Annotated in this window: 16 protein-coding genes; 3 read left to right on the top strand and 13 right to left on the bottom strand. The window is 70.8% G+C overall.

Annotated elements, in window-relative coordinates:
* Window positions 1–30: 30 nt before the first annotated feature.
* Together ACVN9Z_RS23160 and ACVN9Z_RS23155 are read left to right on the top strand one after the other, a co-directional pair.
* Complete coding sequence (locus ACVN9Z_RS23160; protein ID WP_076469640.1) at window positions 31–1,239, top strand: MFS transporter; 1,209 nt, start codon at window positions 31–33, stop codon at window positions 1,237–1,239.
* A gap of 73 nt (window positions 1,240–1,312) precedes the next feature.
* Complete coding sequence (locus tag ACVN9Z_RS23155; protein WP_024069085.1) at window positions 1,313–1,981, top strand: HAD family hydrolase; 669 nt, start codon at window positions 1,313–1,315, stop codon at window positions 1,979–1,981.
* 51 nt (window positions 1,982–2,032) lie between these two features.
* Here the strand turns inward: ACVN9Z_RS23155 and ACVN9Z_RS23150 are convergent, their stop codons facing one another.
* The 12 genes from ACVN9Z_RS23150 to ACVN9Z_RS23095 all read right to left on the bottom strand — a co-directional run bounded on the left by ACVN9Z_RS23150 (window position 2,033) and on the right by ACVN9Z_RS23095 (window position 10,627).
* Entirely contained in the window at window positions 2,033–2,416 is a 384-nt protein-coding gene (locus ACVN9Z_RS23150) for a c-type cytochrome (RefSeq protein ID WP_458212690.1), read from the bottom strand.
* Window positions 2,417–2,498: 82 nt separating this feature from the next.
* Window positions 2,499–3,452: a DMT family transporter gene (locus ACVN9Z_RS23145; RefSeq protein ID WP_269863381.1), complete on the bottom strand. Its 954-nt coding sequence runs from the start codon at window positions 3,450–3,452 to the stop codon at window positions 2,499–2,501.
* Between the two features lie 110 nt (window positions 3,453–3,562).
* Window positions 3,563–4,453 (bottom strand): AraC family transcriptional regulator, encoded by an 891-nt coding sequence (locus ACVN9Z_RS23140; protein ID WP_080684540.1) that lies wholly within the window; start codon window positions 4,451–4,453, stop codon window positions 3,563–3,565.
* A gap of 93 nt (window positions 4,454–4,546) precedes the next feature.
* Window positions 4,547–5,836: an RNA polymerase sigma factor gene (locus ACVN9Z_RS23135; protein WP_458212689.1), complete on the bottom strand. Its 1,290-nt coding sequence runs from the start codon at window positions 5,834–5,836 to the stop codon at window positions 4,547–4,549.
* Entirely contained in the window at window positions 5,833–6,240 is a 408-nt protein-coding gene (locus tag ACVN9Z_RS23130) for a VOC family protein (protein WP_006384318.1), read from the bottom strand. The genes ACVN9Z_RS23135 and ACVN9Z_RS23130 overlap by 4 nt, the downstream gene beginning before the upstream one ends.
* 41 nt (window positions 6,241–6,281) lie before the next feature.
* Complete coding sequence (locus tag ACVN9Z_RS23125) at window positions 6,282–6,695, bottom strand: YciI family protein (RefSeq protein WP_020927989.1); 414 nt, start codon at window positions 6,693–6,695, stop codon at window positions 6,282–6,284.
* Between the two features lie 157 nt (window positions 6,696–6,852).
* A complete protein-coding gene (locus ACVN9Z_RS23120; protein WP_006384316.1) occupies window positions 6,853–7,206 on the bottom strand; it encodes a YciI family protein in 354 nt (117 codons plus the stop codon).
* Between the two features lie 109 nt (window positions 7,207–7,315).
* Complete coding sequence (locus ACVN9Z_RS23115; protein WP_006384315.1) at window positions 7,316–7,507, bottom strand: helix-turn-helix transcriptional regulator; 192 nt, start codon at window positions 7,505–7,507, stop codon at window positions 7,316–7,318.
* Window positions 7,504–7,890: a hypothetical protein gene (locus tag ACVN9Z_RS23110; RefSeq protein ID WP_006384314.1), complete on the bottom strand. Its 387-nt coding sequence runs from the start codon at window positions 7,888–7,890 to the stop codon at window positions 7,504–7,506. The genes ACVN9Z_RS23115 and ACVN9Z_RS23110 overlap by 4 nt, the downstream gene beginning before the upstream one ends.
* 129 nt (window positions 7,891–8,019) lie before the next feature.
* Window positions 8,020–9,018 carry an OmpA family protein gene (locus ACVN9Z_RS23105; RefSeq protein WP_054449365.1) on the bottom strand — a complete coding sequence of 333 codons (999 nt, stop codon included), beginning with the start codon at window positions 9,016–9,018 and terminating at the stop codon, window positions 8,020–8,022.
* Window positions 9,015–9,881, bottom strand: a complete 867-nt coding sequence (locus ACVN9Z_RS23100) for a motility protein A (protein WP_006384312.1) — start codon at window positions 9,879–9,881, stop codon at window positions 9,015–9,017. Before ACVN9Z_RS23100 ends, ACVN9Z_RS23105 begins: the two co-directional genes overlap by 4 nt.
* 176 nt (window positions 9,882–10,057) lie before the next feature.
* Window positions 10,058–10,627: a GNAT family N-acetyltransferase gene (locus ACVN9Z_RS23095; protein WP_054449366.1), complete on the bottom strand. Its 570-nt coding sequence runs from the start codon at window positions 10,625–10,627 to the stop codon at window positions 10,058–10,060.
* A gap of 123 nt (window positions 10,628–10,750) precedes the next feature.
* On the opposite strand from ACVN9Z_RS23095, the gene ACVN9Z_RS23090 reads away from it, so the two are divergent.
* The gene (locus ACVN9Z_RS23090) at window positions 10,751–12,289 is read left to right on the top strand and encodes an NYN domain-containing protein (RefSeq protein WP_458212688.1); all 1,539 of its coding nucleotides are present in this window, start codon (window positions 10,751–10,753) and stop codon (window positions 12,287–12,289) included.
* Between the two features lie 144 nt (window positions 12,290–12,433).
* Here ACVN9Z_RS23090 and ACVN9Z_RS23085 read toward each other — a convergent pair whose 3' ends face one another.
* Entirely contained in the window at window positions 12,434–13,240 is an 807-nt protein-coding gene (locus tag ACVN9Z_RS23085) for an AraC family transcriptional regulator (RefSeq protein WP_458212687.1), read from the bottom strand.
* Window positions 13,241–13,287: the final 47 nt, after the last annotated feature.

Raw genomic sequence — 13,287 nt, 5'->3', positions numbered from 1 at the left:
TGGCGGCATTGCAAGCGAGGAGAGGCAAGGATGGACAAGGTGGAAGGCGCGGCGCGGGCCGGCCAGCCGGCGGCGACCCGTTGGGGGGCGGTGCTGGCGATCGTGGGCGCCGGGGTGGTGGCGTCGTTGCAGGTGGGCAAGGTGATCATCGCGGCGCCGCTGCTGCGCCGCGACCTGGGACTGGACCTGGCGTCGATCGGCACGCTGACGGCGGTGTTCTCCATCCTGGGGATGGTCGGCGGCATCGCCGCCGGCGGCGTCATTGCGCGCTTTGGCGCGCGCCGCATGCTGCTGTGGGGCCTGGCCACGGTCGCGGCGGGCACGGCGGCGGGCGCGCTGGCGCCGGGTTATGGCGTGCTGCTGGCCTCGCGCGTGGTCGAGGGCCTGGGCTTCCTGCTGATCACGGTGGCCGGGCCGGCGGCCTTGCAGCGCCTGGTGCTGCCGTCCAGCCGCGACCTGGCGTTCGCGCTCTGGAGCTGCTACATGCCGGCGGGCATGGCGATCGCCATGCTGGCCTCGCAGGCGTTTGGCGACTGGCACGCCTATTGGTGGTGCGCCGGCGCCGCCGCGGTGCTCGCGCTGGGCTGTATCGCCGCGCTGGCGCCGCCGGTGCCGGGCGGCGCGGCCCTGTCCTGGAACGGTTTGCGCCGCGACACCACGGACACCCTGGGCGCGGCCGGGCCGATGCTGCTGGCGGCCTCGTTCACGCTCTACAGCCTGATGTTCTTCGCGCTGTTCACCTTCCTGCCGGTGTTGCTGATGGACAAGCTGGGCCTGCCGCTGGCCACCGCCGGCCTCTACAGCGCGGTCGCCAGCGCCGCCAACATCATCGGCAACCTGGGCGCCGGCGTGCTGCTGTCGCGCGGCTGGCGCCGTTCGACCCTGATCGCCTGCGCCAGCGTGGCGATGGGCGTGGTGGCGCTGCTGATCTTCCGATCGGTGTTCGCGGCGATGCCGACGTTCCTGCTGTGCGTGCTGTTCTCGGCCGTGGGCGGCCTGATCCCGGCGACGCTGCTGGGCACGGCGCCACTGGTGGCGCCGCGGCCGGCGCTCACGGCGGCCACGGTGGGCCTGGTGATGATGGGCAGCAACCTGGGGCAGGTGATCGGCCCGGTGACGGTGGGCGGCGTGATCGATCGCTACGGCTGGGCGCAGGCATCGCTGATCGTGGCGGCCGCGGCGCTGGGCGGCGTGGCCATCGCCTGGCGCCTGCGGCGGCTGAACGGCGCGCGCCTGTAGGCGCCGTCGCCACCCCCGCATCGATTGTCATGCGGGCGGCCTATCATGGAGGCTCGCATCCCGTGGAGTCCCCATGTCTACGCCTGCCCCGCGCCTGGTCATTTTCGATTGTGACGGCGTCCTGATCGACAGCGAAATCATCGCCGCGCGTGCCCAGTCGCGCGCGCTGGCCGAACACGGCATCGCCATCACACCGCAAGAAGCTGCCCGGCGCTTCGCCGGCATCCCCGATGCCGACATGTGGCAGACCCTGCAGGAAGAGAACGCACGGCCGCTGCCGCCGGAATTCCCGCGCCAGTACGCCGACCGCCTGCAGGACACCTTCCGCCAGGAATTGCGCGCGTTGCCCGGCGTGCACGAGACCCTGGCGGCGTTGCGCCAGCGCGGCATCGAGTATTGCGTGGCCTCCAGCAGCACGCCGCCCAAGCTGGAAGCGGCGCTCAAGCTGGTGGGGCTGTGGGAGGCGTTCGCGCCCAATGTATTCAGCACCGCGCAGGTGGCGCATGGCAAGCCGGCGCCGGATGTGTTCCTGTTCGCCGCGCGCCAGATGCGCACCGCGATCCTGGAATGCGTGGTGGTCGAGGACAGCGTGCCCGGCGTGCGCGCCGCCCGCGCCGCGCGCATGCGGGCGGTGGGCTACATCGGCGCCTCGCACAACGGGCCGGATCAGCGCAAGCGCCTGCTGGACGAAGGCGCGTTCGAGGTCATCAGCGACTTGCAACGCCTGTCGGAGATCATCTAGGGCCGCCACGCGCCCGGGCCGCTTGGCATGGGCGCGGTGGCGACGCGCCCATCAACGGCTCTTGGCGATCACGCCCGTCATGTATTCGTTCAGGTCACGGAAATCCTTGACCGTCCACGCATGCGGCGGCACCTTCACGCCGTTTTCGCGCAATGTCCTGGGGATGAGGTCGCCGTTGGGACGGAGGATGACCGAGGACACGATGACGCCTGGATAGTCGATCAGCCGCTTCTTGAACGCCGCGGTGGTGAGGTCCGGGGTGGGCGGATTGCTTTTCCTGGCCAATGGCCCGGTGCCCTTGATGTCCGCGCCGTGGCACATGGCGCATCGCTGCTGGAAGAGATTCCTGCCGTTGATGTTCTCGGCCAGGGCCGGCGGCGTTTGAATGAGCGCGGAGAATCCCAGCGCGGCGATGCATGCTGTTTTTGTTTTCATGTCGTCGTGTCGTATCGATCGGGCCCCAGGACGGGCGCCCGGCATTCTAGACCGTGGCCGCCGGCCTCGCCACGCGCCGATGCTAGGCGGGCAGCGGCTCGGGCTTGACCCGCACCGCGCGCAGTACGCCGATCATCAGCAGCACGATGCCGGCCAGCGTCAACGGCTGCGGCAGGCTGCCTCGCAGGATGAAGGCATAGGCCAGCGCGGCCAGCGTCTCGAACACGATCAGTTGCCCGGCCAGCGCGGTCGGCAGGCGCTGGCTGGCTTCGTTCCAGCACAGCGTGCCCAGCCACGAGGCGAACAGGCCGATGATGATCATGAGCCCCAGGAACACCTCGGGACGCGGCCCCAGCGGCATGTCGAAGCCGCTGCCGGTGGCGGCCATGCCGCCCCACAACAGGCCATAGCCGGCCAGCGCCAGCGGCAGGGTGGCCACGCCCTGGGCCGTGGCCCAAGTGCGCGGACTGCGGCCGGGATGGTCGCGCAGCCAGTCGGCGTTGCGCAGCGGATACCAGGTCCAGCACGCCACCGCGCCCAGCGCCAGCACGGCGCCGATCGCGTAGCGCGACAGGTCGGCATCGGCCTCCTGGCGCAGGGCTTGCAGTTCCACCTGGTTGACGCAGGCGATGCCCAGCGCGATCAGCGCCAGCGAGGGCGCCAGCCGCTTCCAGGGCAGCCTGCCGTCGCGGCGCGCGTTGCGCAGGTTGGCGCAGATGGATATCACCACTGGCAGCGTGCCGATGATCATGGTCGGCACCGGGCCGCCGGCGCGCTGGATGGCACTGGCCAGGCACAGGTAATACAGCAGGTTGCCGATGGCGGCCAGCTTCAGGGCTTCGATCCAGTCAGCGCGACTGAGCTGGCGCAGCGCCTTGCGGTCCAGCCAGGCCAGCGGCAGGGCGATCAGGCCGAAGGCCAGGTAGCGCGCCACCGATTGCAGGGCGGCGGGGTATTCCGGCAGCAGCAGCGGGCCGACGAAAACCAGCCCCCACATCAATCCGGCCGCCAGGGCGTACAAGGTTCCTGCCCACATGAAGATTCCCTACGTGTATGCGATAGACGGGGCAGTCTAGCGGCGGCTGGCGCGGCCGGTCTTGTACCAGATTGCTGCGCGCCGCGACCGTGGCGCGGCATCCGGACGGCTCAGGCCCGCACCTGCTTCTGGTAGCGGGCGGGCGTGACGCCGTAGCGGCGGGTGAAGGCGCGGGTCAGGTGGGCCTGGTCGGTCAGGCCGGCGGCCAGGGCGGTCTGGGCCGGCGTTTCGCCGGCGGCCAGCAGGCGCTTGGCCTCGAACAGGCGCAGCGCCATCAGCGTCTGCTGCGGCGTGGCGTGGTAGTGCGCCTGGAAGCTGCGCAGGAAGTGGAACGGACTGAGGCCGGCGACGGCGGCCAGTTCCTCCAGCGTCAGGCGGCGCGCCAGGTTGGCGCGCAGGTAGTCGATGACCGGCGCGAAACGCGGCGCGCCTTGCGCGCGCGGCGGTCGCGGCACGCGGGCGTGGCGGCGGAATTCGGCCAGCAACGCGAACAAGGCGCTATCGAACGCCAGCGGCTCGCGCGCGCGCCACAGGGTGTCCAGCAGGGCGGTGACGCGTTGGGCGCCGGCGGGGTCGTGGCCCACCGCGCAATCGAACCACCAGGCGGCCTCGCCCGTCACCTGCTCGACCACGTCGGGGTCGATGTACGCCATGCGGTAGCGCCAGCCGCCCGCGGTCTCGGCGCGGCCGGTGTGCAGTTCGTCGGGATTCATCAGCACCACCGAGCCCGAGGGCGCCAGGTGCTCGGCGCCGCGGTAGCGGAAACGCTCCACGCCGGCTTCGATGGCGCCCAGGCCGAAGGCCTCGTGGGTATGCGGCTCGAAGGCGTGGCGGATGATGTGGGCGCGGTACAGCTCGATGCCGGGCCGCTGCGCCAGGCGCCGGAATTCGGCGCGGTCATCGGCATGGTCGAAGGCCTGCGGCACGCCCGCGAGCGGCGGTTCGGCGTGCGTGTCAGGCGCGGCGCGGAGGCCGCCGGCGGCGGGATGGGATGAGGCCATGGCGGGATTTAAGCACGTCCGCCCGGCATCGGCATGCGCCATCGCGGGCGCCGACCGGCGGCCGGGCCGCGGCGATCCGGCGCGGCGGGGGCATCAAGGCGCGCGCATGGCCCGCGCCCGCGCCAGCAGCATTTCACGCTCGCGGACGTTGCGCGTCATGCCGGCGGCGCGCTCGAATTCGGCCAGCGCTTCGGCATGGCGCCCGAGCTTGGCCAGCAGGTCGCCGCGCACGCTCGGCAGCCAGTGGTAGTTGGCCAGCGCCGGGTCGCGCGCCAGCTCATCCGCCAGGTCCAGCCCGGCCTGCGGGCCGAAGGCCATGCCCACGGCAACGGCGCGGTTCAGTTCCACTACGGGCGACGGCATGGCCTGCGCCAGCGCGTCGTACAGCGCCACGATGCGCGCCCAGTCGGTGTCCTGCGGCTGGCGCGCGCGGGCGTGGCAGGCCGCCAGGCCGGCCTGCAGCGCGTACGGGCCGCTGGCGCCGCCCAGGCTTTCGGCGCGCTCCAGCGCGGCCAGGCCGCGCCGGATCAGCAGCGTGTCCCAGCGGCCGCGATCCTGTTCCAGCAGCAGCACCGGCCGGCCTTCGGCGTCGCTGCGCGCATGCAGGCGCGAGGCCTGCAGTTCCATCAGCGCCACCAGCCCGTGTACCTCGCTTTCGTCGGGCGTCAGCTGGGCCAGGATGCGGCCCAGCCGCAGCGCTTCGTCGCACAGCGCCGGGCGCATCCAGTCTTCGCCGGCGGTGGCCGCATAGCCTTCGTTGAAGATCAGGTAGATCACTTCCAGCACCGAGGCCAGCCGCGCCGCGCGTTCCTGCGGCCCGGGCACCTCGAACGGCACGCGCGCCGCCGTCAGGCTGCGCTTGGCCCGCACGATGCGCTGGGCGATGGTCGACTCCGAGGCCAGGAAAGCGCGCGCGATCTCGGCGGTGGACAGCCCGCCCAGCAGCCGCAGCGTCAGCGCCACGCGCGCCTCGGTCGACAGCAGCGGATGGCAGGCGGTGAACACCAGGCGCAGCAGGTCGTCGCCGATGTCGTCCTGGCGCGCGGCGTCCAGCGCCTCGACGAAATCGGGTTCGACGTCGGCCCGCAGCGCCTCCAGTTCGTGGCCGATCTGCTCGTGCTTGCGGCGATGGATGGCGTCCAGCCGCAAGCGGTCGCGGGCGCGGTTCTTCGCGGTGGTCATGAGCCAGGCTCCCGGGTTGTCCGGCACGCCGGTCGCCGGCCAGCGCTCCAGCGCGGCCACCAGCGCGTCCTGGGCCAGTTCCTCGGCCAGGCCGACATCGCGCACCAGGCGCGCGACGCCGGCGATGACGCTGGCGGCCTCGATGCGCCAGACGGCTTCGATGGCGCGATGGGTTGCCGCCGATCCGGCCGTCGTGGTCATGCCTGCGGCGTCGCGCCGGGTTCCATGTAGAACACTTCCCAGATGTGGCCGTCCAGGTCGTCGAAGCCGTGTCCGTACATGAAGCCATGGTCCTGCGGCGGGCGCGGCGCCGTGCCGCCGGCCGCCTTGGCGCGCGCGACCAGGTCGTCGACCTCGGCGCGGCTTTCGCACGAAAGCGCGATCAGGGATTCGGTGGCGCCCTTGGCATCGACGACCGGTTTGTTGGTGAAACCCTGGAAGAAATCCTTCACCAGCAGCATGACGTAGATGTTGTCGCTGACGACCATGCAGGCGCCCTGGTCATTGGTGAACTGCGGATTGAAGCTGAAGCCCAGGCTCTTGAAGAAGGCCTGCGATTTCGCCATGTCGGCGATGGGGAGATTGACGAAGATCTGCTTGTGCATGATGGGTCTCGTGGCGTGGGGCGTTGAAGGGGCGGCGCGGCTCACTGGCCGTTACCGGGCAGTTCGCGGAAGCGGTCGATTTCCTTGCCGGGGCCGAAATCGTCCAGTTCATACAGCTGGCGCACCTCGATTTCGCAGGGCTGGCCGGGGAAGGGGTCGGGAAAGCGCAGCGTCCATTGCAGGGCTTCCTCGCGCGAACGCACCTGGATCATGGTGTAGCCGGCCACCAGCTCCTTGGTGTCGGCGAACGGCCCGTCGATGACCTGGCGCTGGCCGCGCTCGTCGTAGCGCACCCGCCAGCCCTTGGACGAAGGCTGCAGGCCGCTGGCGTCGAGCAGCACGCCGGCCTTGGCCAGGCCTTCGTGGTAGGTCGCCATGGCGTCGAGCAGGCTGGCCTCGGGCAGCTTGCCGGCCTCGCTGTCGGCGTTGGCGCGGACGATGATCATGAATCGCATCGGGGATCTCCTGGTATCGATGGGCCCGGCCACAAGGCGCGGCAGGGTCGGTACTGGCACGACGCATGAGGCGGGCGCGAATCGACAGGGAGACGTACGGATCAGGGTAAACACCTAGTCCGGCCGCCACGCCAGCCCGCGCGGCAGCGACCCGGCGCTACATGAAACAGGGCCCCAGCTCGCGCACCTCCACCGTGGCCCAGCGCGCCGCCGGGCATTCGGCGGCCAGCGCCAGCGCCTGTTCGCGATCCTCGCAGTTGAGCAGGAAGAAGCCGCCGATCATCTCCTTGGCCTCGGCGAAGGGGCCGTCGACCAGCGTACGCTGGCCGTCGCGCACGCGCAGCCGCACGCCGTCGGCGTCGGACTTGAGGGATTCGGCGCGCGCCAGCAGGCCGCGCGCCTGCAATCCTTCGGCGTAGCGCACCATCTGGGCGTAGACGTCGCGCCCTTGCTCGGGGGTGCGCTCGGCGCGCTGGCCGGCGGGCTCGACGATGAGAAGCATGTACGGCATGGACGGTTCCTGGTGGCAAGGTCGGCGTAAGCGCCGGGCGCGAGCGCGCGTCGCGCCCGGCCGGCAGCCGCCAGATTACGCTGTTTGCGGCGCGCCGGACAGGTTCGCGTCAGCCTTCCTGGAAGATGGCCTCGATGGGCTGGCCGAACACGCGCGCGATGGCAAAGGCCAGTGGCAGGCTGGGATCGTAGCGGCCGGTCTCGATGGCGTTGACCGTCTGGCGCGAGACATTCAATTGCTCGGCCAGCGCCGCCTGGCTCCAGCCGCGTTCGGCGCGCAGGTCGCGGATCCGGTTCTTCATCGATGGCGCAGGTAGTCGATGATAGTGGTGGCGAGCCAGGCGACGGCCATCAGCGGCCAGACGAAGAACATGCTCAGGCGCGGAAAGCCGGCCAGCTCCAGGAAGCCGTAGGCGAAGGTGATGGCGGCGGTCACGGCGGCGGCGATGGCCAGGTGTTCGGCGGTGATCTTGCGCACGAACTCATCCGCCCGGCGGACCTGGCGCGCCACCGCGCGGATGACCAGCAGGATCGCCAGCACCGGGCTGGCCAGCAGGGCGGTGCGCGGCGCGCCCGGCTCCAGCAGCGTGGCGGCATACACCGACAGCGCCACCAGGGCCACGTAGAGCGCGATGGCGGCGCCGAATTCCTTCAGGTAGCGGCGCCTGGCCTGGGTTTGATTCATGGGGGACATCTCCGGGTGTGTAAAGCGTGCTTGACATTGTGGCGGGGCCAGAACGGGATGTCAAGTTTGCTTTACATCCGCGGTCAAAACAAAACCGGCCGCGGCCGGTTCGGGGTAGACGCTGGCGCGTCAGGACTTGCCGGCGGCCGGCGCGGGGGCGCCGGCCTTGCCGTTGGCGGCGCTGGCCGGCTTGCCCGCGTCCCCCTTGGCCTCGGCCTGCGCCGGCTTGGCCGGCGCGGTGATGTCCATGATCAGTTCCACGCGCCGGTTGGCGGCGCGGCCGGCCGGGGTGTCGTTGGACTCGATCGGGCGGGTCTCGGCGTAGCCCACCGCGCGCAGGCGGCTGCCGGCCACGCCGTCGCGCACCAGTTCGCGCAGCACGCTGGTGGCGCGGCTGCTGGACAGTTCCCAGTTGGAGGCGAACTGCCGCGTCTGGATCGGCACCGGATCGCTGTGGCCCTCGACCGAGACCTGGTAGTCGTTCTTGTTGAGGATGGCGGCCAGCCGCTTGATCACGTCCAGGCCCGACGGGCTGAGCGTGGCCTGGCCCGAGGGGAACAGCAGCTCGTTGCTGATGCGGAAGCTGACCGATTGTTCGTTGATGATGACGTCGACCGAATTGCCCAGGTCGGCCAGCCCCAGCGATTCCTTGGACGGCGCCTTCAAGGGCGGGGCGGCTTGCGCCACCACCTCGCCATCGCTGTCCGCGGCATCGGCGGCGGCGCTGGCCGCCGCAGCTGGCGCCGTGGGTTCGGCCCAGCTGGCGGGGATGGCCGGCATGTCGAATTCGGCGTATTCGCCGTCGTAGGCGGGCAGGCCCTTGGCCGCCAGGCTGCCGACGATGTCGACCTGCGTTTCGCCGGGCTCGGGGAAGCCGCCGTGCAGGCGCGCCACGGCCAGCATCACCACCAGCATGGCCAGCAGCAGGGTGATCAGGTCCAGGTAGCTGAGCAGCCAGTTCTCGGCATCGCTTTCGACGGTTTCATCGACGTGCCAGCGGGCGTAGCGATCCTTGCGGTCGCTCTTGCTGGGGCGCCAGCCGCTGTTGGCGGCCGCCTTCTGCGCGCGCAACTGGGCCTGGCGGGCCTGCTCGATCCGCTGCGCCAGGGAGGGGGAAATCAGGCTCATTGGCGCGCGGCGGCGGGGCGGGTGATGGACACGGGCTTGTTGGCGGCGGCGGACACCTGGCCCTCGGCCTTGGCGCGCGGCGCGGCGGCGCCGCCGTCGTAGATTTCGTCCTCGACGTGCATGACGAACGAGTTCAGGGTTTCGCGCACCACGGCCGGGCCGCGCTTCTCGCACATCATGGAGATGCCCTGCAGCACCATGTTCATGGACTCGACGCGGCGCGCGGTGCGGCGTTCGAGCTTGACGGCGATGGGCTTGCACACCAGGTTGGCCAGCAGGATGCCGTAGAAGGTGGTCATCAGGCCGATGGCCAGCTGCTGGCCGATGGTGGTCATGCTGCCGTCGCCCAGCACCGACATCAGGTTGATCAGGCCGACCAGCGTGCCCAGCATGCCGAAGGCCGGCGCGAAGGTGGCCATCACGCGGAACATCTGCGCTTCGGCCATTTCGCGGGCCTTGAGCCGCGCCACGCGCCATTGCAGCAGTTCGATGATCTGGTCTTCGGGGGTGTTGTCGATGATCAGCTGCACGCCGGTGCGCAGGAACGGATTGCTGACCTTCTTGAGTTCCTGTTCGACCTTGTGGACGTCGGTGTTCATCCACAGCTGCGCCATGTTGACCAGCTCCTCGATGTCGCGCTGCTGGTCGTGCTGGTCGCTGCGGAACACCGTGACCACCAGCTTGAACACCCGCATCACTTCGGACAGCGGGTAGGCGATGAACAGCGCGGCGCAGGTGCCGCCCAGCACGATGGCCAGGCCCGGCAGGTTGAAGTACATGCCGGGGTTGGTGGCGGCCAGCGCGATGACGATGACCAGGGTGAGCAGGCCGACAACGGCGCCGATGACGGTAGACGGATTCATGGATCTTGCCCGATAGCTAGCGCATCCGGTTCACGGAATGCGGGATGGTGGCAAATTCTAGCCACGGGCGGGTCGCGCCAATCCGTCGGAAAACGGGGCGAAAGGGGCGGTAAGCGCCGGCTTGAACCGGCGTCCGGGCGCGGGCCCCAGGGGAATAATCGGGGCCGGATTTGGTTTCAGACGGCCGGCGGATGCCGGGCGCGCCATTCGTCGCGCGTGATCTCCCAGATCTCGGCCAACTGGCGGCCCGAGACGAAACCGCGTTCCTCGGTCGCCACCAGCCGCATCCCGGTCCGCTCCGACAGCCGGCGCGAGCCTTCGTTGGCCGCCGCCTTGGGCGCCCGCAGCACCAGTTGGTCCAGCACCTCGAACCAATAGGCGGTGACCGCCTCGCTGGCCTCGGTCATGTAGCCCTGGCCGCGGTATTCCGGGTCGAGCCAGAAACCGCGGTTGTTGCCCGGTTCGTCGCGCATCAGGCTGATGATGCCGATCAGGCGTTGCGGCTCGGTGCGCGGGCGCAGCGACCAATGCCACTGCATGCCACGCCGCATCGCCGGCAGCGCCACCTGTTCCACGTAGGTACGGGCGCCGTCCTCGGGATAGGGCCAGGGCACCTGGTCCGCCAGGTAGCGCACCACTTCCCATTGCGGAAAGATGTGCTGGATGGCGGGCGCATCGTCCAGGCTCAAGGGGCGCAGCAGCAGGCGTCGGGTGTCCAGGGCGGGCAGGTCGGGCACGGCGGGCATGGCGGTCCGGGTGGGGGGGAGGGACGGGAATGTATATCATGGTCGGCCTGGACACAGCCAATCGGCGGCCAATCGTCCCCCGGGCTACCGGCTCGGGGCGGCCGCGGCAACGGAGAAAAACACATGAATGCAGCCAACGAAAACGTCAGCATGGCGCTTTTTTGCGACTTCGAGAACGTGGCGCTTGGCGTGCGCGACACCAAGTACCAGAAGTTCGACATCCGGCCGGTGCTGGAACGCCTGCTGCTCAAGGGCAGCATCGTGGTCAAGAAGGCCTATTGCGACTGGGAGCGCTACAAGGAATTCAAGGCGCCGATGCACGAGGCCAATTTCGAGCTGATCGAAATCCCGCACGTGCGCCAGTCGGGCAAGAATTCCGCCGACATCCGGCTGGTGGTGGATGCGCTGGACTTCTGCTACACCAAGTCGCACGTCAACACCTTCGTCATCATCAGCGGCGATTCCGACTTCTCGCCGCTGGTGTCCAAGCTGCGCGAGAACGACAAGAAGGTGATCGGGGTGGGCGTCAAGCAGTCCACCTCCGACCTCTTGATCGCCAACTGCGACGAATTCATTTTCTATGACGACCTGGCCCGCGAAGGCCAGCGCGCCGCCGACGCGCGCCGCGACAATCGCGGCGGCGGCAACGCCGGCCAGCGCCGCTCGCCCGACGAGGAGCGCCGCCGCAAGGAAGAACTGGAGGCCCGCAAGACCCAGGCGGTCGACATGGTGGTCGAGACCTTCGAGGCGCTGATGGCCGAGCGCGGCGACAGCGGCAAGATCTGGGCCTCGGCCCTGAAGGACGCGCTCAAGCGCCGCCGGCCGGACTTCAACGAGTCGTACTACGGCTTTCGCGCCTTCGGCAACCTGCTGGACGAGGCGCAGTCGCGCGGCTTCCTGGAGGTCGGGCGCGAGGAAAAATCCGGCACCTACGTGTATCGCGACAGCGCCGGCGGCGCGGCCGCGCGCGCGGGCGGCAGGCCCGCCGCGCGGGTCCAGGCGGTCGAGGCGCATGACGCCGCCGACGCGCAGCCGGCCGGTTCCATGGCCGATACCACCGAGGCCCGGCCGGCGCGCGGCACGCGCGGCGGCCGCAAGAACGCGGGCGCCAACAGCCGGGGCGGCCGCCAGGAGGGTGCGCGGCCGGATGGCCAGCGCGGCGCGTCCGTGGATGAGTCGCAATCCCACGATGCCGGCCAGGCATGGCAGGGCGGACCGGGGCGGCCGGAGGTGGCAACGGCGCAGGCGCCGCTGTTCGACGTTTCGCCGGCGGCCCCCGCGTTGCCCGACGCGCCGCCGCTGGAAGCGGTGGTCGACGCGATAGGCGCGCCGGAGCGGGCCGACGTGCAGGTGCCAGACGAACCGGTCGAGCCGACCGACGCGGCCCCGGCCAAGGGCCGTCGCGGCGCCCGTGGCGGCCGCGGCGCGACGCGCTCGGCACGCGCGAAGGGCGCGGAGGCCGACAGCGCGGTCCAAGCCGGGGCGGCGGAAGATCGCGTCGCCGCGCCAGCCGCCCCGGCCGAAGCAGGCGCCGAGGCCGTCGAGGCCGCGCCCGCCAAACCCGCTCGCAAAACCGCCCGCAAGACGGCCACCGGCGCCCGCCGGCCCCGCAAGACCGCCGCAAGCAAGAGCGCCGCAAGCAAGAGCGCCGATCCCGAATAAGCCGCCCGCGCGGCAGGCGTGGCCGGCATGGCGATGTGTCCTCGCCGGCCACGCCTGCCCCCGGGGCGGGTCAGCGGCCGGGACGCCGCTGCCGCCAAGCCCGGTATCCGGGTTCGCGGCAATCGCCGCGATCGGGCGCCGCGTTCATTCGGACTGCGGCGCTTGCTCCGCATAACGACCCGGCGTGACGCCATGTTCGCGCTTGAACATGGCGATGAAGGCGCTGACGTTGTCGTAGCCCGCTTCCAGCGCGGCCGCCGTCACGCCGCGGCCGGCCGCCAGCATCTGCTGCGCCCGCATCAAGCGGGCGCGCTGGCGCCAGGCGCCCGGCGTCAGGCCGGTCTCGGCCTGGAAGCGCCGCGCCAGCGTGCGCGGCGCCATGCCGATCCAGTCCGCCCATGCCGCCAGCGGGCGCGTGTCGGCAGGCGCGTCCGACAGCGCCCGCGCCAGCCGCTGCAGCCGCGGATCGCGTGGCAGCGTCAGGCCGTCGCCGGCGCGCGGCAGGGTGCGGATCTCGTCGCGGATCAGCTCGACGATGCGCAGGCGCGCCGCATCCCACGCTTCGTCGCGCCAAGCGGCGGCGCGCTCGACCGCCGCCAGCAGCAGCGCGGAGGCCTGCAAGGCACACGGCGCATCGGGCAGGCCCGCGCACGCCGCCGCGCTCAGGTAGACGCTGTAGCCGGCATAGGGGCCATGCGAGCGCAACCCATGCGGGCAATCGGGCGGCACCCACAGCGCGTGCGCGGCCGGCGCGACCCATTCGCGGTCGCCGGCCTGCACCGTCAGCAAGCCCTGGTAGGCGCCGAACAATTGCCCGCGCGCATGCCGGTGCAAGGCGGTCTGGCGTACCGCCTTGTCCTGGCGGCGCACCGCCAGCAGGCGCGGCCCGCCGCCAGCGGCGGCCAGCCCGGGGGCGACCAGGGGCGAGGTGGGATCGTCGGGACGTGTCATGCGAAAGGGCGGCGGGGCAGGGACGGCATGGATGAATGGCAAAAAAA

Source organism: Achromobacter sp. KK8, assembly GCF_054188005.1.
This window is presented reverse-complemented; position numbering and strand designations above follow the sequence as displayed.

What these genes read in the sequence shown, in the direction of transcription:
- ACVN9Z_RS23130 (WP_006384318.1), bottom strand. Translation starts at nt 6,240, where the DNA reads ATGCACAAGCAGATCTTCGTCAATCTCCCCATCGCCGACATGGCGAAA.
- ACVN9Z_RS23155 (WP_024069085.1), top strand. Translation starts at nt 1,313, where the DNA reads ATGTCTACGCCTGCCCCGCGCCTGGTCATTTTCGATTGTGACGGCGTC.
- ACVN9Z_RS23150 (WP_458212690.1), bottom strand. Translation starts at nt 2,416, where the DNA reads ATGAAAACAAAAACAGCATGCATCGCCGCGCTGGGATTCTCCGCGCTC.
- ACVN9Z_RS23135 (WP_458212689.1), bottom strand. Translation starts at nt 5,836, where the DNA reads ATGACCACGACGGCCGGATCGGCGGCAACCCATCGCGCCATCGAAGCC.
- ACVN9Z_RS23110 (WP_006384314.1), bottom strand. Translation starts at nt 7,890, where the DNA reads ATGAATCAAACCCAGGCCAGGCGCCGCTACCTGAAGGAATTCGGCGCC.
- ACVN9Z_RS23115 (WP_006384315.1), bottom strand. Translation starts at nt 7,507, where the DNA reads ATGAAGAACCGGATCCGCGACCTGCGCGCCGAACGCGGCTGGAGCCAG.
- ACVN9Z_RS23085 (WP_458212687.1), bottom strand. Translation starts at nt 13,240, where the DNA reads ATGACACGTCCCGACGATCCCACCTCGCCCCTGGTCGCCCCCGGGCTG.
- ACVN9Z_RS23105 (WP_054449365.1), bottom strand. Translation starts at nt 9,018, where the DNA reads ATGAGCCTGATTTCCCCCTCCCTGGCGCAGCGGATCGAGCAGGCCCGC.
- ACVN9Z_RS23140 (WP_080684540.1), bottom strand. Translation starts at nt 4,453, where the DNA reads ATGGCCTCATCCCATCCCGCCGCCGGCGGCCTCCGCGCCGCGCCTGAC.
- ACVN9Z_RS23145 (WP_269863381.1), bottom strand. Translation starts at nt 3,452, where the DNA reads ATGTGGGCAGGAACCTTGTACGCCCTGGCGGCCGGATTGATGTGGGGG.
- ACVN9Z_RS23100 (WP_006384312.1), bottom strand. Translation starts at nt 9,881, where the DNA reads ATGAATCCGTCTACCGTCATCGGCGCCGTTGTCGGCCTGCTCACCCTG.
- ACVN9Z_RS23090 (WP_458212688.1), top strand. Translation starts at nt 10,751, where the DNA reads ATGAATGCAGCCAACGAAAACGTCAGCATGGCGCTTTTTTGCGACTTC.
- ACVN9Z_RS23125 (WP_020927989.1), bottom strand. Translation starts at nt 6,695, where the DNA reads ATGCGATTCATGATCATCGTCCGCGCCAACGCCGACAGCGAGGCCGGC.
- ACVN9Z_RS23120 (WP_006384316.1), bottom strand. Translation starts at nt 7,206, where the DNA reads ATGCCGTACATGCTTCTCATCGTCGAGCCCGCCGGCCAGCGCGCCGAG.
- ACVN9Z_RS23095 (WP_054449366.1), bottom strand. Translation starts at nt 10,627, where the DNA reads ATGCCCGCCGTGCCCGACCTGCCCGCCCTGGACACCCGACGCCTGCTG.
- ACVN9Z_RS23160 (WP_076469640.1), top strand. Translation starts at nt 31, where the DNA reads ATGGACAAGGTGGAAGGCGCGGCGCGGGCCGGCCAGCCGGCGGCGACC.